The sequence below is a fragment of the uncultured Halopseudomonas sp. genome, assembly GCF_963977355.1.
Classification (GTDB): domain Bacteria; phylum Pseudomonadota; class Gammaproteobacteria; order Pseudomonadales; family Pseudomonadaceae; genus Halopseudomonas.
Map to the genome: position 1 here is coordinate 1 of NZ_CAXBOV010000025.1, position 18,289 is coordinate 18,289.

The 18,289-nt window shown below is 56.6% G+C and carries 16 protein-coding genes; 6 read left to right on the forward strand and 10 right to left on the reverse strand.

Annotated features, from left to right (window positions below; genetic code table 11):
- Positions 1 to 72 precede the first annotated feature (72 nt).
- Positions 73 to 570, reverse strand: coding sequence for an MgtC/SapB family protein (locus AAC076_RS13515; protein WP_339846552.1), 498 nt, complete (start codon positions 568 to 570; stop codon positions 73 to 75).
- A gap of 178 nt (positions 571 to 748) precedes the next feature.
- Between AAC076_RS13515 and AAC076_RS13520 the strand changes: the two genes are divergently transcribed.
- A complete protein-coding gene (locus tag AAC076_RS13520; protein WP_339846554.1) occupies positions 749 to 1,051 on the forward strand; it encodes a hypothetical protein in 303 nt (100 codons plus the stop codon).
- A gap of 118 nt (positions 1,052 to 1,169) precedes the next feature.
- Positions 1,170 to 2,366 (forward strand): CaiB/BaiF CoA-transferase family protein, encoded by a 1,197-nt coding sequence (locus AAC076_RS13525; protein WP_339846557.1) that lies wholly within the window; start codon positions 1,170 to 1,172, stop codon positions 2,364 to 2,366.
- Positions 2,367 to 2,676: 310 nt separating this feature from the next.
- On the opposite strand, the gene AAC076_RS13530 is transcribed toward AAC076_RS13525, so the two are convergent.
- The 5 genes from AAC076_RS13530 to AAC076_RS13550 form a co-directional block, all read right to left on the reverse strand.
- Positions 2,677 to 3,882, reverse strand: a complete 1,206-nt coding sequence (locus tag AAC076_RS13530; protein ID WP_339846558.1) for a pyridoxal phosphate-dependent aminotransferase — start codon at positions 3,880 to 3,882, stop codon at positions 2,677 to 2,679.
- A 13-nt stretch (positions 3,883 to 3,895) separates the two neighbouring features.
- A complete protein-coding gene (locus tag AAC076_RS13535) occupies positions 3,896 to 5,305 on the reverse strand; it encodes an amidase (RefSeq protein ID WP_339846559.1) in 1,410 nt (469 codons plus the stop codon).
- Positions 5,306 to 5,349: 44 nt separating this feature from the next.
- Positions 5,350 to 6,294 (reverse strand): D-2-hydroxyacid dehydrogenase, encoded by a 945-nt coding sequence (locus AAC076_RS13540; RefSeq protein ID WP_339846561.1) that lies wholly within the window; start codon positions 6,292 to 6,294, stop codon positions 5,350 to 5,352.
- A gap of 90 nt (positions 6,295 to 6,384) precedes the next feature.
- On the reverse strand, positions 6,385 to 7,521 hold the full coding sequence (locus tag AAC076_RS13545) for an isocitrate/isopropylmalate dehydrogenase family protein (RefSeq protein WP_339846562.1): 1,137 nt from the start codon (positions 7,519 to 7,521) through the stop codon (positions 6,385 to 6,387).
- Positions 7,522 to 7,525: 4 nt separating this feature from the next.
- Positions 7,526 to 8,986, reverse strand: a complete 1,461-nt coding sequence (locus tag AAC076_RS13550) for an NAD-dependent succinate-semialdehyde dehydrogenase (RefSeq protein ID WP_339846564.1) — start codon at positions 8,984 to 8,986, stop codon at positions 7,526 to 7,528.
- A 179-nt stretch (positions 8,987 to 9,165) separates the two neighbouring features.
- On the opposite strand from AAC076_RS13550, the gene AAC076_RS13555 reads away from it, so the two are divergent.
- A complete protein-coding gene (locus AAC076_RS13555) occupies positions 9,166 to 9,882 on the forward strand; it encodes a YebC/PmpR family DNA-binding transcriptional regulator (RefSeq protein WP_339846565.1) in 717 nt (238 codons plus the stop codon).
- Positions 9,883 to 9,936: 54 nt separating this feature from the next.
- Positions 9,937 to 11,004, forward strand: coding sequence for an endonuclease/exonuclease/phosphatase family protein (locus AAC076_RS13560; protein WP_339846567.1), 1,068 nt, complete (start codon positions 9,937 to 9,939; stop codon positions 11,002 to 11,004).
- A gap of 15 nt (positions 11,005 to 11,019) precedes the next feature.
- Here the strand turns inward: AAC076_RS13560 and AAC076_RS13565 are convergent, their stop codons facing one another.
- The 4 genes from AAC076_RS13565 to AAC076_RS13580 all read right to left on the reverse strand — a co-directional run bounded on the left by AAC076_RS13565 (position 11,020) and on the right by AAC076_RS13580 (position 14,638).
- Entirely contained in the window at positions 11,020 to 11,775 is a 756-nt protein-coding gene (locus AAC076_RS13565) for a glutathione S-transferase family protein (RefSeq protein ID WP_339846569.1), read from the reverse strand.
- A gap of 40 nt (positions 11,776 to 11,815) precedes the next feature.
- Positions 11,816 to 12,505, reverse strand: coding sequence for an SDR family oxidoreductase (locus AAC076_RS13570; RefSeq protein ID WP_339846571.1), 690 nt, complete (start codon positions 12,503 to 12,505; stop codon positions 11,816 to 11,818).
- Positions 12,506 to 12,632: 127 nt separating this feature from the next.
- On the reverse strand, positions 12,633 to 13,610 hold the full coding sequence (locus AAC076_RS13575) for a nitronate monooxygenase family protein (protein WP_339846573.1): 978 nt from the start codon (positions 13,608 to 13,610) through the stop codon (positions 12,633 to 12,635).
- 122 nt (positions 13,611 to 13,732) lie between these two features.
- The gene (locus AAC076_RS13580; RefSeq protein WP_339846576.1) at positions 13,733 to 14,638 is read right to left on the reverse strand and encodes a mechanosensitive ion channel domain-containing protein; all 906 of its coding nucleotides are present in this window, start codon (positions 14,636 to 14,638) and stop codon (positions 13,733 to 13,735) included.
- A 312-nt stretch (positions 14,639 to 14,950) separates the two neighbouring features.
- Here AAC076_RS13580 and AAC076_RS13585 point away from each other — a divergent pair, with 312 nt between their 5' ends.
- On the forward strand, positions 14,951 to 16,177 hold the full coding sequence (locus tag AAC076_RS13585; protein WP_339846579.1) for a carboxylate--amine ligase: 1,227 nt from the start codon (positions 14,951 to 14,953) through the stop codon (positions 16,175 to 16,177).
- Positions 16,178 to 16,236: 59 nt separating this feature from the next.
- Positions 16,237 to 18,258, forward strand: coding sequence for a hypothetical protein (locus tag AAC076_RS13590; RefSeq protein WP_339846582.1), 2,022 nt, complete (start codon positions 16,237 to 16,239; stop codon positions 18,256 to 18,258).
- The last annotated feature ends 31 nt before the right edge of the window (positions 18,259 to 18,289 follow it).

The window sequence follows — 18,289 nt, forward strand, 5'->3', positions numbered from 1 at the left end:
CTCGGTGCCTCGATTATAAGGCCTGGAGGTGTCTACGAAACTAGGGGCGATTCAGTACCGTTATGCCTGAAATCAACTTTCATTTGCTTTATTACCTGCCTTGGGTGCTATCAGCAACGGCAGCACGTGCAGGGTAATCAATGCCAATACCGTTGCCATGATGGCCACTATTTCCTGCCCCAGACCCACTGCAACGCCCATTGCTGCCGTCAACCACAATCCCGCCGCCGTTGTCAGGCCGCGCACATTAGCCAGGGATTCACTTTTCAGAATTGTTCCTGCTCCGAGAAAACCGACACCGGCGACCACACCCTGAATGACCCGGCTCATGGCGTCGTTCACCTCCCCGGAAGGGTCCGCGCTGAGCACGAATATCGCTGCACCCAGCGCTACAATCATGTGTGTACGAAGCCCAGCAGCCTTGCCCTGACTTTCCCGCTCAATGCCAAGTATGCCTCCCAGAATCGCAGCCATCGTCAACCGAAGACACACCCGCGTGGTCTGCTCCACGTCGTTGATATCGGAGAATTCCGCCGTGACGGTTGTGACAACGATTTCCCATGTAGACATCCTGTTACTCCTTTTTTAAACCTTCGCTCGAGACGCTACGCCCAGAATTGGCGATTGCTTTCACAATTGGAAAGCGGATAGAAGGATAGGTTCGCATCGACGGCAGGAACAACAGCGTGAAGCGTCAGTCTACACTTACCAGAAGCAGTTCCTTTTCACCGTCAAGGAGTGAACCATCATGTTAAACGAGCTGACAAAACTCAAAAAACCCATTCAAAGCAAAACAGAACAGCTGATGTCCATGGGCGGCGGCATGGTGCTGTTGCGCAAGGGTGTTACCCGTCCCGGCATTATAGGCGCTGTCAGCCTGGCGATCGGCGCTTACACCCTGTACCGGGGAGTGAAGGCGTATCGAGCCAGCCAGAATCCAGGCCACGGCGACGGCAATATGGCTACGCCTGCTGGCACGCTGACAGATCAGACAGGATCGGCTGACCAACAGACCGTCCCGGCAACGCCAGTCAAGAGCCCCTTGGGCTGACGTAGCTGGTCGCCGCCCTCACGGACGGCGACCTCTTTCGTCGAACGCTTCCCCTACCTCATCCCTCCCCCTTCGAATAGACTGACGCTCCATTCCATGCACGGATAGCGGAGCCCGCATGAACAATGCCAAACCCCTGACCGGTCTCAAGGTTGTTGAGCTCGGCACACTGATCGCAGGACCATTTGCCGCACGCATCTGCGCAGAGTTCGGTGCCGAAGTAATCAAGGTTGAGTCGCCAGACGGAGGTGATCCATTACGCAAATGGCGCAAGGTGTATGAAGGAACCTCCCTGTGGTGGTTTGTACAATCACGTAACAAGCGATCGCTGACCCTTAATCTCAAGCATCCCGAGGCATTACAGATCCTCAAGGAAGTATTGAAGGATGCGGATATTCTGATCGAGAATTTTCGGCCAGGCACGCTGGAGAAACTGGGACTGGGATGGGATGTTCTGCATGAGCTGAACCCGCGACTGGTCATGGTCCGACTCTCTGGGTTTGGCCAGACCGGGCCAATGAAAGACCAGCCCGGTTTCGGTGCTATCGGTGAATCGGTCGGTGGATTGCGCTACATCACAGGCTTTGAAGACCGGCCACCCGTGCGCACGGGCATATCCATAGGCGATTCGATCGCAGCGCTGTGGGGTGTTATTGGCGCCCTCATGGCGCTGAGGCACCGGGATATGGCAAACGGTGAAGGACAGGTGGTTGATGTGGCGTTGTATGAAGCCGTGTTCGCCATGATGGAAAGCATGGTGCCGGAGTTCGATGTAATGGGTTTTGTTCGCGAGCGCAGCGGCAACATCATGCCGGGCATTACACCATCCTCCATACATAGCTGCGCAGACGGCAAAGCCGTGCAAATCGGCGCTAATGGCGACGCCATTTTCAAACGCCTGATGCGCTGTATCAACCGACCGGACCTTGCAGAGGATCCTGAGCTGGCGGACAACGCCGGCAGAGATACCCGCCGCGACGAGATATATGGCGTCATCGACCGTTGGGCAGGTGCGTTATCCCAAGCAGAGGTTCTGGACATTCTGACCAACGCAGATGTACCGGCGAGCCGGATCTATTCAGTGGCGGACATGTTCACCGACCCGCAATTCCTGGCGCGTGACATGTTTGTCGCAGGGCAGTTACCGGATGGCAAGGAGTTCAAGATGCCTGGAATAGTCCCCAAACTGTCAGCGACACCAGGGTCAACCGAGTGGGTCGGACCGGCGCTGGGTGCGCATACAGAGGAACTGCTTTCAGGACTGGGTTACACCAGGGAAACCATTGCGCGATTGCGCATGGAGGCGGCCATATAGAACAGCCTCAGCGGCAGGCGCACCGTGATTATCTTGCACCACAGTACACCGCGCTGACCCTCTCGCCAGGCGAGCGGGGCCCACCGCGAGGCTAACTCAGCGCAAGCCGAGGAACGACAGGATTGCGAGAACGATAACGACAGCACCAACGATATATACGATGTTATTCATAAGACATGCTCCAATAAGAGAAAAAGCCACATCCGTTTACTTGTGGCTTAATCCTTGGACAGCAGAAATCGCAAAAGGTTGAAACAATTTGCGCAGCTGCGCAAAACCGGTCACATATCAGAGCCCAGACAGCATCCGATCAACTGAAATCCTGCTTGTGCATCCAGGGAATAATGCGTTCGAAAGCCTGCTCGATACTGTCCAGCGATGTCGAATAACTCAGCCGCAGCGCGTTACTGCAACTATTGCCGAAGGTCTCCCCCGGTATGGTACAAACCCCCGTTTCCTTCAATAAGCGCAGCGCAACATTGGTGCCGTTCACTCCCTCAGGCAAGGACGGAAATAGATAAAACGCGCCCTCTGGCTTGTAACCAGTCAGGTGTGGAGTCTGTTCAACCAGCTCTATCAGCCTGTCTCGGCGGCGGGTGTACTCCACCAGCATGCTGTCGATAAATTCACTCCCCCCACTCAACGCCGCCACGCCAGCCCACTGGCAAGGGGTGTTGGCCACTGTCGTGGTGAACATGTGATAGCGACGCAGTCTTTTGATTGCGCCCTGACTGGCGATGATCCAGCCAATTCGCATACCAGCCATGCTGTAGGTCTTCGAAAAGCTGCTGACCACCATCACATTATCAAGATCACTCGTGTGGCCAAGTACCGACGGATATTCCTTGCCATCGTAAATCAGGTGATCATAAACCTCGTCACTGATCACCTCGATCCCGCGATAAGCCGCCTCCTGGAGGATGGCTTCGAGAGTTTCCTTCGGATACACAGTACCGGTGGGGTTGCTCGGCGAATTGAGAATGATCGCGTAGGTGTTGGGCTGGATTGCGTCGATGACTTCCTGCGGGTCCAGCTGATGGTTTTTCTCGGCGCGCGTGGTTATTTCCGTCACCTCTCCCCCGTTCATCCTTAGCAACGGGGCGTAAAGCATGAACGCCGGATCAGGCACAATAAAGTGCCGGCCCGGAGCGGCGACCGCGGTCAGCGCAAGATAAAGCGCTTCAGTTGCTCCGGTTGTGATCATGATGTTGTCGGGAGAAAGTTCACGCTGATAGCGATTGCCGTAATACAGGGCAAGGGAGTCGAGCAGCTCCGGCAGTCCGGCATCCATCGTGTAGCCGGTCTGCCCGGCGCGCAGGGCTTCTACCGCCGCATTGACCACGTTCTCCGGGGCAGGCAGGTCGGGCTGACCGATTGACAGGTGAATGACATCCTCCATGGTCGCGGCCATGTTGACCATCTTGCGAATACCCGGAACCGGGATCGCCATCATGGCCGGGTTCCAGATCGGATCTTCGGATTCGTACAGGTCGATATCCAGAGTGCTCAGGGACATGGTGGACTCTCTCTCAGGAATTGAACAACTCAGGGCGACGGTCTGTCAGTGGCGCGGCCTGCTGGTAAGCATGCCCAGCCTGCAGTAATAGCGCGTCGTTGAAGCGTGCTCCGACCAACTGCAAGCTGATCGGCAGGCCAGCCTTGTCGAAGCCGCAAGGCACCGACAAACCCGGCTGCCCGGTCATATTGAATGGGTAGGTAAAAGGCGTCCAGGTGGGCCAACGCGTACTTGGCCAATCGCGAGGCACCTCGCGACCGGTCTCGAATGCAGTAATCGGCAGGCTGGGCGTCAACAGCAAATCGTACTTGCGGTGGAAGTTGGCCATGCGTTCACGAAGCGCCATGGATTCGTTCACTGCGCCCATGTAATCGAGCATACTCAGGCGCGCCGCTTTTTCCGCTACCTTGACCAGTTCAGGGTCCATCCGCTCACGCTTTTTGGCCCCCAGATCGCGCATGGCATTCGCGGCGCCACCATAAAACAGGTGTCCGAACGCACCCAGCGGATCGCTGAAACCGGGATCAACCCGAACTACTTCGGCGCCCAGTTCCTCGAACACCTTCGCAGCCTGAGCTACCGCAGCCTCAACTTCAGGATTGACGTCCACGTAACCCAGATTCGGGCTGTAGGCGATTTTCAGACCCTTGACACCTTTGTTCAGATTCGCCAGATAGTCGATATTCCGGCGCGGTATCGCATTGGTGTCGCGATGGTCAGGCTCGCACAGCACATTCATCATCAGTGCCGCATCTTCGACTGTCCAGGTCATCGGCCCAGCATGGGCCAGGGTGCCAAAGGGGCTTGCCGGCCAATGGGGTACCTCACCAAAGGATGGCTTGAGTCCGACTATGCCGCAAAAGCCAGCCGGTATACGGATTGACCCGCCAGCATCGGTGCCCAGCGCCAGCGGTGCCATGCCCAGCGCCACAGCCACGCCACTGCCACCACTGGATCCACCCGCGGTTTTTTCGGGATTCCAGGGATTGTTGGTTACCCCATCTACCGGATTGTCCGTAACACCTTTCCAGCCAAACTCCGGCGTGGTGGTCTTGCCAATGGGGACATATCCATGGCGAGCCAGCGCCGCAGTGGCCGGTGCCGATTTGTTCAGCGTGCTCTGCGGGTCAACTGTGTACGAGCCCTTGATGGTTGGCCACATCGGCGTCAGAAAGACGTCTTTCACTGCTACTGGCACACCATCTACCAGGCCCTGGGCTTCGCCCTTCTGATAGCGTTGCTCGGATTCGCGAGCCAGGCCAAGAGAGGTTTCCCGGTCCACCAGACAGAAGCCGTTGGTGTGCTTGTCCAGGCGCTCGATCTGGTCGAGCATCGCGCTGGCCACATCCACTGGTGACAGCGTCTTGTCTCTATATTGCTGCAAAAGCTCAACAGCGGTCATCCGCAAAATCTCGTTGGACATGTGCTTCTCCTGTCTATTCACATCTGATGATTCAGCCGCGCTGATCAGCCTTTGGAAACCTGGTTGAACAAACCCTTGCCTTGAATCCAACCCTTAAAGTTGGCCACAAACTGCTCCCCGAGCGCCTCTTGCCAGCCCTTGAAGTCACCCGCCATATGCGCTGACATCATTACGTTGGGCTCATCCCACAAGGGATGCTCCGCCGGCAATGGCTCCTCTTCAAAAACGTCCAGCGCCGCCCCTGCTATCTTGTCCCCCCGCAACGCCAGCAGCAGATCATCAGTGCGCACGATCGGACCCCGGCCGACGTTGATCAACCGGGCACCGGGCTTCATGCACGCAAAGGCCTTTTCATCGAAAAGCCCTTCAGTATCCGGAGTAAGAGGCGCGGTGATGACGACGTAATCGGATTCGCGTAGACAATCGAACAACTGATCGTTACCCAGCACCTGATCAAATCGCTCATCCTCCCGCGGGGTGCGGGCAATGCCGGTCACTCGCATACCAATCGCACGCAGCAACATGGCCACTTCGCCACCGATCGATCCTGCGCCGACAATCAATGCCTGGGTATCACGAACCATTTCGGTGTCACGGTGCTGCCACTGGTGCTTGCGCTGCAGCGCAAGATTGCCAAGGGTATCCTTGGCAAACAGCAATACAGCACCCAGAACGTATTCAGCGATACCCCTGTCGAACAAACCACGGGCATTGGTGACCGGTATATCGCTTTCGACCAGGGCGGGAAACATCAGCGCATCCACGCCTGCGCTGGTGGCATGCACCCATTTAAGTCGGGGGTCTTGCGGCCAGCAGCGTTCCAGCAAACCGGTGCGAAAATCGGTAACTACCAGCACATCTGCTTCGGGTAAAAGTGCGCGCAATGGCGCTTCATCGCTGACAGTTTCGACGCGAACGTCCGCGGGCAAACCACCGAGACCGGGAAGTTCGTTTTCGCCTTCGGCGACCAATACCAATACGAAGGTCATGACATACAACTCCAACCAGGGCGGCGGACTTTAGAAATCCGCACATAAAGCGACAGGCGAGTCAGGCAAAAAACCCTTCGCCGAGAGATCTCAATCAAGTTGCGCGATGATGCCATCCGTTACTTCGACGCATCGGCGCGTTTGCGCGTTACTGGCCAGCAAATCCCGAGCCACCGCCTGACGCAAGCGCTCGGCAGAAGGTCCAAAACCCAGCCACTCAAGCATCATCGCCGTAGTCAGCAACATTGCTGCCGGATTGGCCTTTCCCTGACCAGCAATATCCGGTGCACTGCCATGGGTCGGTTCAAAAAGGGCCGGCATCTCCCTGCTGTCCGGGTTGATGTTGCATGATGGCGCCAGACCCAGCCCGCCCGACAATACTGCCGCCAGGTCGGTCAGAATATCTCCGTGCAAATTGCTGGCCACCACCACATCAAATTCCCAGGGGCACTGCACAAACTTCATGCAAGCTGCATCAACCAATTGATGGGTAATACCAATATCGGGAAACTCACGCGCCACCTCAGCGAAAACCTCGGTATACAACTCACCCCAGGCGGGCTGAGCATTGCGCTTGGTAATCAGGCAGACCTGGGCCGCCGCGCTGCCCTTCTCGGCGCAGAAAAACTGCCTCGTATCACCGTGGGCCTGTAAGCGCTCACGAGCCCGAAGAAAGGCGTGCCTAATCAGCCGTTCGGTACCGCGGCGGGTAAAAATCTCCAACTGGGTTGCCACTTCATGGGGCGTCCCCTGCTGCAGGCGTCCACCCTGGTTCACGTATTCGCCTTCGCTGTTCTCCCGAATGACCAGCATATCGACCTGCTCGGCACGGGGGTCCGCCAGATAGCGCGGCGCCCCCGGCAACAAGCGGGCAGGCCGTTCGCAGGCCCACAGGTCCAATCCCTTGCGAAACGTCAGCAGGGGTGCCAGTGACACACCATCGGGCAATCGATAACGCTTTGCATCATCGAGGGGCCCCGGATCACCCAGGGCGCCCAACAACAGGGCATCGTAATCACAGGCACGCTGCAGCGCATCGTCCGGCATCATCTGACCATGCTTCTGATGCCAGGCGGTGCTGGGCCACTCAAGCACATCCCATTCAAGCGGCAGACCATCGCGCTCACGCAACCTGCTCAACACCCGGACTGCCTGTTCCGTCACTTCGACACCAATGCCGTCACCGGGCATCAGAGCAATACGAGAGGCTTTTGCAGTCGCATTCATCAGCTTACTCCGCGCCCATGCAGAGGTATTTCACCTCGGTATATTCGTCCAGCCCGTAGTGCGAACCTTCGCGCCCGAGGCCAGAGGCTTTAACCCCTCCAAAGGGTGCGGCCGCATTGGATACCGCACCTTCATTAACCCCGATAATGCCCGCTTCGAGCTCATCGGCAACGCGCCAGATCCGATGAATGTTTGTGCTGTAGAAATAGGCGGCCAGACCGTAGGGCGTGTCATTGGCGATCTTCAACGCCTCTTCCTCGGTATCGAACTTCATCACCGCAGCCAGAGGACCAAAGGTTTCGTCTTCGCATAGCTCCATGTCCGGTGTCACATCGGTAATCAACACGGGGTGCACATAGGCACCGTTATCTGCCTCGGGCTTGGGTCCAGCAACATGGGTAGCGCCCTTAGACAGCGCATCCTCGTAATGCCGTTTAACCTTCAGCGCCGCGTCATGGTTGATCAGTGCCGACTGGGTAACCCCTTCCTCGAAACCGTCACCGACCTTGAGCTTGCTCATCGCATCGGCCAGACGCGAAACGAACTCATCATGAATGCTGGCCTGAACCAGGAAACGGTTGGCGCAGATGCAGGTCTGCCCGGTATTGCGGAACTTGCTCATCATCGCGCCTTCGACAGCTCGGTTCAGATCGGCATCGTCGAATACGATAAAGGGCGCATTACCGCCCAGCTCGAGGGATACCTTCTGGACATTCTCGGCACACTGGGCCATCAGCTTGCTACCCACCGAGGTAGAGCCGGTAAAGCTCAGCGTGCGCACCACAGGACTGTCGGTAAAGACCTTGCCCACCATGCTGGACTTGCCGGTGACAACGTTGAAGACACCTGCCGGGATACCCGCTTCGTGAGCCAGCTCGGCAAGCGCCAGGGCGGTATAGGGCGTCGCTTCGGCCGGCTTGACGATCATCGAGCACCCGGCGGCCAGCGCTGCACCAGCCTTGCGGGTAATCATTGCGGCGGGAAAGTTCCAGGGCGTAATGGCTGCCGTGACACCGACCGGGTGACGGGTAACCACAATATGCTGACCGGGCTTGGCACCCGGAATGGTTTCGCCGTACACACGGCGAGCCTCCTCAGCAAACCAGCGAATAAAGGACGCAGCGTAAGCAACCTCCCCACGGGACTCTTCCAGCGGCTTACCCTGCTCAAGGGTCATCAGGGTCGCAATATCCTCCTTGTGCTCGAGCATCAGATCATTCCAGCGCAGCAACAGATCAGCCCGTTCGAGCGCCGTCTTCTTGCGCCAGACCTGAAAGCCTGCCTCGGCCTGGGTAATGGCATCGCCAATTTCAGCGGCGCTCAACGACGGAATGGTGCCCAGGATCTCGCCGTTCGCAGGGTTGTCCACCTTGACTGTTGCACCATCGGCGGCATCCCGCCATTGGCCTCCGATGTAGCTTTGCTGACGGAACAATCGTTTGGTTTTCAATCGGGAAAGGGACATTTTTCCTCCTGTGATTTTCTAACAGTACGTAGATAAGTCTGGTTTCAAGGTAGGCCGGTTTATCGCCAGACGCAATGCACAATGCCCGGCCGTGTTTCAAAGCACCAAAATAGGCCGTAGCTCTGACCCTGATCTGCAGGTAAAATCGCGGGTTTGAAGTCAACCAACGGGACAACTCAATGGGCCGCGCTTACCAGAACCGCAAAGAATCGATGGCCAAGACGGCCGATGCCAAGACCAAGGTTTACAGCAAATATGCTCGCGAGATCTATGTAACTGCCAAGTCGGGTGGCGTTGATCCATCTGGCAATCTGACACTGCGCGGTCTGATCGAGCGAGCGAAGAAGGATCAGGTGCCCGCCCATGTCATTGACAAGGCGATAGACAAGGCCAAGGGTGGTGGCGGCGAGGACTTCTCCGTTGCCCGCTATGAGGGTTTCGGACCGGGTAACTGCATTGTCATCGTGGAATGTCTGACCGATAACCCCAACCGCACTATCTCCGACGTGCGCAACTGCTTTACCAAGACCAAGAGCAAGATGGGTACGCCCGGCAGCGTCAGCCACATGTTCGACCATTGCGCCATCCTGTCCTTTGCATCCGACGATGAAGAGGGCGTTCTGGAAGCACTCATGATGGCAGACGTCGATGTCACCGACATCGAGAACGAGGACGGCATGATTACCGTCTTTGCCGCCAACACCGACTATGGCAAGGCCAAGCAAGCGTTGGCAGACAGCTATGGCGATATCGATTTCGCTGTCGACGAAATTCAGTTTTTGCCGCAAACGTCGGCTGCGCTAGAGGGCGATGACGTAGCGATGTTCGAAAAGTTTATCGACATGCTTAATGAACTCGACGACGTACAGAACATCTACCATAACGCGGAAATCTGAAACTTCGGTCATTGAACAGGTTTCCTCCCAGTCGTAGGGATAGGAGAGTAGGACATGTTCGACCTGGCCGTTTTTACGCTCAGCATGGTATTACTCGCGGTGACGGTGTTCGCCAGGATCCCGCTTCATAACTGGTGGCTTCGCGCCTGTGAGTTCCCGCGGGTGCAGATAGCCTCAGTGGCTGTCATCACTGCCCTGCTCTCCTTGATAACCGAGCCCCCCTGGCAGCTATACAGTCTGGCTGCCAGCCTGCTGGTGGTGGTTATACAGCTCTGGCGTATTTTCCCGTATACACCTTTTGGGCCCCTGGAGCTAAAAAACGCGGAACCAGGAAACGAAGATCGTTGCATCAAACTGTTGGTCTCGAACGTACTGACGCCCAACCGTAATGCACAAGGGCTGATCAAACAGATACTGGAGCATCAGCCCGACATTGTTCTGACACTGGAGTCAGACGATTGGTGGGGCGAGCAATTGCAGAACGCCCTGTCGGACACCTGGCCTGAAGTAGTCAGTATTCCCCTGGACAACCTCTACGGCATGCACCTTTTTTCCCGCCTGGAATTACAGGGTCTGGAAGTAAAGCGACTGATACAGGATGACATTCCCTCAATACACTGCTGGGTTATTCTCAGAAGCGGTGAGCGAGTACGTCTGCATGCGCTTCACCCCCGTCCGCCGGCACCACAGGAGAGCGATACAAGCCTATGGCGCGATGCCGAACTGCTACTCGTTGGTAAGGAAATCCGTGATCACGCTGGCCCCACGCTGTTGATTGGTGATTTGAATGATGTGGCCTGGTCTCGCACGACCCGCATGTTTACCCGCGTAAGCGGCATGCTGGATCCGCGCAGGGGCCGAGGCATGTTCTCCACTTTTCATGCAGAGCATCGTCTTCTGCGCTGGCCGCTGGATCATATTTTCGTGACCGAGCACTTTACCCTTCTGCGCATGGAGCGACTTCAGGCGTTCGGCTCCGATCATTTCCCCATTCTTGCCACACTCTGTCATCGCCCCTCACGAAGTGATGAGAACGACAAGCCCGAACCGGACGGGGGAGATAGGGAAGATGCCAAAGAAACAATAAATGCTGCCCGAACCGCTGCTCGGGCATCCGTCTGATCGATCATCGGACTCTCAAGCCCGAAAATCTTCCAGCCACTCACCAGCAAGACGAGCCTCCTGCTCGTGTGCATCGTCCCGCCACTCTTCCTGCAGCGCTGCCTCGTACCACTCGCCCATGGCGGGAAGGTCGAGCAGCAGATGCACATACTCCAGTGCAGCGCCGGACATCGGCAAATCGTAGGTCTGAATCCGGAAAGCGACCGGCGCGAAAGCCGCATCTACGGCAGTGAACTCATTACCTGCCAGAAAGGGCCCACCAAACCGCTCAAGACCCTCATTCCATAGATCATCAATACGATCAAGGTCGGCCTGCAGCTCGGGAATGATCCCTGCCATACTGACTCGCAGGCCGCAGTTCATGGTGCAGATGCTGCGCAAGTGCGAAAAACCGGCGTGCATTTCGGCAGATGCACAACGCGCCCACGCCCTTGCTGTCGCCTGCACCGGCCAAACCCGGGGATGCAGCTCAGCAAGATATTCGAAGATCGCCAGCGAATCCCAAACCACGATCTCGCCGTGCGCCAGACATGGCACCTTGCCGCTCGGAGAAAAAGTACGGTATATGGCAGGCGTAGCGTCCCCGGCAAAGGGCATCAGTCGTTCACTGAAGGGAATTTGCAACTGGTGCATCAAAACCCAGGGCCTGAGGGACCAGGAAGAATAGTTCTTGTTGGCAATATAGAGGTCTGGAATCATGCGCGGCTGCTCCATCAGAGATACTTCCATGCGTACAGGGAAAGTATGCCCGAGAAGGATCAGCCAACGCACGTACTTCTGCGTCAAGGCCAAATAGAGCCTTTCAGCAGCTTTACTCTATCGCAGGAGTCGGCCTGATAAGTACCTCGTTAACATCAACATGGTCTGGCTGGGACAGCGCGTATAGAACAGCCCGGGCAACATCCTCAGGCTGCAATGCGCGGTCCGGTGACTCGTCGAAAAAGGGCGTATCAACCATACCCGGCTCAATCAGCGTCACGCGCATGCCGCTCCCACGCACCTCCTCACGCAGCCCATAACCAATAGCCGAGACGGCCCACTTGGTCGCGCTGTACATGGATCCGGGAATAGTTACCCGACCTGCTGCGGAGCCGGTCAGCAGAATATGCCCCCGACTTTTGCGCAGCGCTGGAAGGCAAGCTTGTACAGTCAACGCGACGCCCAAAACGTTGGTCAGAAGCATATCGCGCCAGACGTCGGGATCCGCTTTGGAGAATCCGCCAGGTTCACCACCCCGTCCAGCATTGGCAAAAATAGCGTCAATCTGCCCAAACGCGTGCTCTGCTTCGCTGGCCAGCTTGAGCTGGTCATCACTGCTTTGCACATCGCAGGCAACAACGATCACGCGCTCTTCCCCGCCGAGTTCCTGCTGCAAACTGCGTAACTTGTCCTCCGAACGCGCGGCCAGCACTAGCCGATAACCAGCTCTCGAGGCTTCACGAGCGGTGGCGGCACCGATACCGGATGAGGCTCCGGTGATTAACAGGACGGGATCCGACATGCGTAGCTCCTTTCAATTCAATCAGGTCCAGCTTGGACGCCGTATCGAAGGCGCAGTTCGCATTAAACTGCACAGGAGTACTGCAAGGTATGACAGGCAGCCCGATCGGGCTGCCTGTACAGGGCAATCAAAGCATAGAATTGAGGCGCTGACGGATCAGCGCATCGGCTTCGCCCATGATGCGGTCGAGTAATTGTTGGCAAGTCGGAATATCGTGAATCAGGCCAGCGACCATACCGCAGGACCAGGCACCGATCTCCATATCGCCTTCTTTCATGATACGCGGATAGACGCCGGCAACTTCGTCGATGATGTCCTTGAACTGCAGATCCGCGCCCAGACGCTTTTCTTTCTCGATAATGCGTTCCACAGCGGCGTTGTTGAGAACGCGCTCGGTATTGCGCAGCGGCCGCATAACCAGGCGGGTATCAAGCTCGCTGGCGGCAACAATGGCCTTCTTGACGTTCTCGTGCACCGGAGCCTCCTGGGTAGCAATGAAGCGCGTACCCATGTTCATGCCTTCCGCGCCCAGCGCCATAGCCGCCACCAATGAACGACCATCGGCCATCCCGCCCGATGCAACGAACGGAATTTCCAGCTCGTCCGCTGCGCGGGGCAACAGAATCATGTTGGGGATATCGTCCTCACCGGGATGACCACCACACTCGAACCCATCCACGGAAACCGCATCGCAGCCAATTGACTGGGCCTTCAGTGCATGGCGCACCGAGGTGCATTTGTGGATCACCTTGATCCCGGCGTCCTTGAGCAACGGCATGTACTGTTCCGGGCTACGGCCAGCGGTTTCGACGTATTTGACGCCACCGTCGATAATCGACTTGATGTAGCCTGGATAATCCGGCGTGTTCAGCGAGGGCAGAAAAGTCAGATTCACGGCAAAGGGCTTGTCTGTCATATCGCGGCAGCGGGCAATTTCATTAGCCAGATCGGCAGCGCTTTTTTGCGTCAAGCCCGTGATGGTACCCAGGCCACCGGCATTGGAAACCGCCGCGGCAAGTTCCGCAAATCCCACATAGTGCATGCCGCCCTGGATAATGGGGTGCTGGATACCAAACAATTCAGTAATACGCGTTTTCACAATCAATTGCCTCTTGTGATGGAACTCCGGCACCACGCCGGGTTGAAAATACGAGTGTTGACGCTAATTTCGTACGTGCCCAATTGCAAGCCTTAGCCCGTCTGATATGGTCGGTCAGGGATTGAGATTTATCTGCTATCCATCTCGTCAATGCCGCCAGCTTCTGGCCCCTGCACTTTGGGGCTGCGCGGTTCTGGCAGAAAGTCGTGTTCGGCAAAAACATCACTGAGAATCGCCTGCTCGATAAAGCTGCGCTCCCCAGCCTTCACGGGCACCCTCACTATCAGATGGATAGCATCGGGCGCAGGCACCTGCAACGTAACTCTCGGCTCCACCGCAGGCACAGCCAGGCCTCGGTTGGAGCTCACGCGGGTCATGTAGGTCCTTACCTCTTCAAGATAAGGAGCACAATGACGATTGGCTGACTCGACGCAGTTGCGCTGTGCGGACCGCCAATCATCTCCCCGCTGGAACGGGATGCTGAAAACATGAAATCCGTAGTGATCGGTAAAGCTCTCATTGATCACAGGCTCGGACACAAACAAGGCATTGGGGATCACTATCATTCTTCCCGTGCGCTGCTGCAACGCACCAGGCCCAACCTCCAGAACCGTTGTAGCCAGCAGGCTCTGATCAATAACATCGCCTCTGAACTCCTTGATCTGAATACGATCCCCCAGGTTGAACGACTTCGATCCGCTTTTGAGCATGGAGCCGGTCAGGCACAGGATCAGTTCCTTGGTCGCCACAACAAAGGCCACCGCGATGGCAACAATGGACAATGCCAGAGTGCGCAGTTCATCACCCCAGATAATCACCAGACCGAGCAGCGTAAGGAGCAAAAAGGCATTGCGCGAGTTGACCAGCCACCGCCCGCGCAATTCCGGAGAAACTACCGTGCGCCTAATGAAGCGCGCAGTGAGCGCTCGAGCGACCAGTATCACGGCAAACAACAACGCAGTACTGATCAACAATCGCAACATCCCATCCGGGAATTCGAATCCCTCGGGTATCAGATTCACGCTTTCCAGCATTATTCACCCCACACCGAATTTATTGCAGAGAATCATCCTTGGCTGCTGAACAGCCGTCAACGTCGGTATCTGCTGCACGCTTTACCAGCCCCGCCAGGCCGCAGCGCAGCGCACACAAACCTTCAACTGCACTGCAACATGACTGCATCAGGATGACAGTTATATTTCGCTCTCAAATTAATAAGTAATAGCTTTGCCCCTTAAAACGTATGGCACGTGCGTTAGCCGAGACCTCTGCTATCGTGTATAGTCATTACACATATAAATTATACATTGAACGGGAAACGCTCCCGATCACACAGGAGGTCGCATATGAAGAAGGATCCAACCAAGGGCTTTATCGCTCTGCTCGGCTGGGCACCCAATGCCGTGGAAGCCGCAGCCACCTTCGACCGCCGCTATGTCGTAGTCGCACCTGAATGGGCCGAGGACTACTGCAAGGAAAACGATATTCCCTACGTGCCATGGAACTTCGAGCGCCTCAATGATCGGTCGATGGAGATAGCCCAGACCCTTAAGGATATGGGTGTTGACGTCTCAATCCCGCTTTTCGAAGAAACTGTGGAGTGGGCGGGTGCAATCAATTCCGTTCTGTTGGACAACCCGCGTCTTTTCGGTCAGTCGATGCTAATGCGTGACAAGTCACTGATGAAGCGCCGTGCCCAGCTGGGCGGCATCCGCGTGGGTATTTTCGAGGAAGCTCACGATCGCGGTGACGTGATGCGATTCCTCAAGCGCGTCAACCAGACGCTGTTGAAGCTGGATGGTGATCCGAACGACCCTATCCACCTCAAGGCCTTCGACAAGGCGGGCTGCCTGGGCCATCGCGTCATACGCACGCCGGATGACGTGGACGCGATTCCTGATGATGAGTTTCCGTCACTGATGGAGTCACACCTTGACGGCTGGGAGTTTGCGGTTGAGGCGTGGATTCACAATGGCAAAATCCGCTTCCTGAATATTTCAGAGTACGTGCGCCTAGGTTACTCGGTTCACGTTCCGGCCTCCCCCAAGCTGGAGGAGTATCGTCCGCAGATCGTCCAGCAGATCAAGAAGCTGATCAAGACGTTCGATATCGAGTTCGGCATGATTCACCCCGAATATTTCGTGACCAGCGACGGCGAAATGTACTTCGGTGAAGTGGCTTACCGTCCACCGGGCTTCAAGGTCTTCGAACTCCTTGAGCGGGTTTACAAAGGCTTTAATGCCTACCATGCGAGCATGTTGGTGTTTGATCCGAAATCCACCGAAGAGGAAGTGGAAGCCTACTTTCCCAAGGAGATGGAGGATGCTGACGGGTATGCAGGCTGCTTTGGTGTTTATCCGCGACGCCGTGTGGTCAGCAAACTCGAGATTCCGGCTGAGACCGAGGACCACCCCTATTTCGAGTCCCACGAACTGACTACTCCCCTTGAGGAAATGGTCACCAAGCGGACGGCATTTGGAACGCATTGGGGTTTGATCTACTTCAAGGGTGATAATGCCGATGAAATGCACAAACTGCTTGCGCGTCAGGAAGAACTCGACTTCTACGTGTAGCGCATAGCGCATCCTGTCCCTATCATGGGCGGTAATGAGAATGAGTAGGGAGTGTGTGCGTGGTTGAGCAGAATACGCAAGATCCGCCGGGCGACAGCAAACTGGGCCTGTACTTGGTTCGGTTTGATGAAGCTCTGGAGATACTGGACAGAGCTCCCGAGTTTGCCAAGCCAGGCAAGCTCGGCAGGGTATTCGATTCTGCCAAGCGCGTACTGATGGAATCAGGGGGCTGCGCAGAACTCCAGTCCCGCGCCTCCATACTGGAGTCGTCCGGCGTCTTCGCTGGATCAGATTGGGGTAGTCCGGAGACTCTGGTGCCCGCCCTTACGCCCCAGACCTTGTCCAGCGCTGATGCCCATATCCTGGTGATTGAAGCGTTGAGTGAGCTCAGATTACTTGCGGTAGCACGGGGTGAGTTAGCCCATCCGACGGTATCTTCTGAGCACGCCCATCACTTCCTCACACAAGTATTGGCAAGCAATCTTGCCATGCTCTTTTCTCCCTTGAGTGAAGCTGAACGTGAAACTCAGGGGCGTCTTGCCGTGCTGCCGCGCAACCTGCTGCAGCATCTGGCAGCCTCGATTGGCTATCAGCATGTTATTGATCAGCTGATTGGCGAAATCTGGCGCATCCTGCAACAACGTCCCATCCAGGTTGACCCGGTAAAACGGATGATTACCCAGATTGCCCTGTGCCAGGCCAATCCCGACATTGATCTGGGCAATAGCGGACAAGGCGCAGACCGTCTGGTCAGCAGCCTGTTTGGTCCGACCTATGCCTGTCGTGAAGACCCCGGTATTGAGATCTACCAGGAACGTCTCGACTACATGGACCACGCCGCGTTGCAGAGCGAAGCGACCGGCTTTGCCCGGGCAATACACGACACCGGCCTGGCATCGGCCTATCACGCCGTGCTGATGCGCCACCTGCTGAACCAGGCGGAGCATCTGCTCGCGGAAGCGATGGGATTGTCGGCAACCGGCCGAGATTGTCTACTGTGTTATCGCGATCTGGTCCTGGCATTGATCGATAAGGCTGTACACCCCGGCACCCCCCAGGCGATATACGGCCTGGCACTGATGCTTGAACGCGGCATCATGTTTCAATTGCCGGTTGCCCCAGCCATGTGGCGACAACTTGGCCTGCCCCTTTCGGACTGGTCACGGGAGCGCCTGACAATGGCTTTTGGCACTGCCGTTCCCGCTGAGGCACTTCTGCTTGAAGGCGTACTGTGCATGCTGGGCCTGCCATTGGGCGTAGGGCAAGGCAACAACCCAACGTGTCAATCGGCACGAGCATTGTCAATGTGGGCCTATAACGACCCGGATTACCTTTTGCAGATGGTCACCTGGGCGGCACGCGACGACGAGATCATCATGCACTTCGAGGGACAGCCTATTTCATCACAGGAAAGTCTGAGCGGCGTTGCTACCACTTTGCCGATCGACCTCGACGCTGTGTCACTATTGGTAGTGCCCCACCTTGATCGCATCTATGCAGAGATGGGTAGACGCTGCATCGGCCGTGAGGGCGACCCCCATCGTTGGGTCAATCCCGAATTCCATGGATGGTGGGCGGGTCGCGGCTTCCGATTGAATGTGGATGTCCCGACGGGCAATCTTGTCGATCTGGATGATTTTATCCGGCATTTCTATGCGGCCTATCATCCGTATCACAACGGCAACCAGCCTCTGATACATCCCCAACCGGCTGGCATCGCAGTGACCGATAGCGCCGCGCGCTTTATCGGCTGGCACGCAATTACCATCTTGCGGGTCAATCTGGACCAGACAGACGAAATGCGCCTGTATTTCTACAACCCCAACAATGACAGCGGTCAGAACTGGGGCGATGGTGTGGAAGTCAGTACGGCAGGTCACGGCGAGCGTTTTGGCGAAGCCTCCCTACCCTTCGCGCAGTTTCTCTCCAGACTTTACATTTTCCACTACGACCCGCTCGAGCACGGAGAACCTGCATCGGTTACCCGCGAGGAGCTTGATGAAGTGATCGGTTATATACAGCGGAGCTGGGGCGTCGGTCGCATGTCCGACGGCTACCTGGAAAGTCCCGCCGCGTCCTGACGGATGATCGGCGCCAGCAGGACTGCTGGCG

Bases quoted from the DNA above. Each gene is read 5' to 3' on its own strand.
- AAC076_RS13585 (WP_339846579.1), top strand. From the start codon at position 14,951: ATGAAGAAGGATCCAACCAAGGGCTTTATCGCTCTGCTCGGCTGGGCA.
- AAC076_RS13525 (WP_339846557.1), top strand. From the start codon at position 1,170: ATGAACAATGCCAAACCCCTGACCGGTCTCAAGGTTGTTGAGCTCGGC.
- AAC076_RS13550 (WP_339846564.1), bottom strand. From the start codon at position 8,986: ATGTCCCTTTCCCGATTGAAAACCAAACGATTGTTCCGTCAGCAAAGC.
- AAC076_RS13545 (WP_339846562.1), bottom strand. From the start codon at position 7,521: ATGAATGCGACTGCAAAAGCCTCTCGTATTGCTCTGATGCCCGGTGAC.
- AAC076_RS13570 (WP_339846571.1), bottom strand. From the start codon at position 12,505: ATGTCGGATCCCGTCCTGTTAATCACCGGAGCCTCATCCGGTATCGGT.
- AAC076_RS13555 (WP_339846565.1), top strand. From the start codon at position 9,166: ATGGGCCGCGCTTACCAGAACCGCAAAGAATCGATGGCCAAGACGGCC.
- AAC076_RS13560 (WP_339846567.1), top strand. From the start codon at position 9,937: ATGTTCGACCTGGCCGTTTTTACGCTCAGCATGGTATTACTCGCGGTG.
- AAC076_RS13580 (WP_339846576.1), bottom strand. From the start codon at position 14,638: ATGCTGGAAAGCGTGAATCTGATACCCGAGGGATTCGAATTCCCGGAT.
- AAC076_RS13530 (WP_339846558.1), bottom strand. From the start codon at position 3,882: ATGTCCCTGAGCACTCTGGATATCGACCTGTACGAATCCGAAGATCCG.
- AAC076_RS13535 (WP_339846559.1), bottom strand. From the start codon at position 5,305: ATGTCCAACGAGATTTTGCGGATGACCGCTGTTGAGCTTTTGCAGCAA.
- AAC076_RS13540 (WP_339846561.1), bottom strand. From the start codon at position 6,294: ATGACCTTCGTATTGGTATTGGTCGCCGAAGGCGAAAACGAACTTCCC.
- AAC076_RS13520 (WP_339846554.1), top strand. From the start codon at position 749: ATGTTAAACGAGCTGACAAAACTCAAAAAACCCATTCAAAGCAAAACA.
- AAC076_RS13515 (WP_339846552.1), bottom strand. From the start codon at position 570: ATGTCTACATGGGAAATCGTTGTCACAACCGTCACGGCGGAATTCTCC.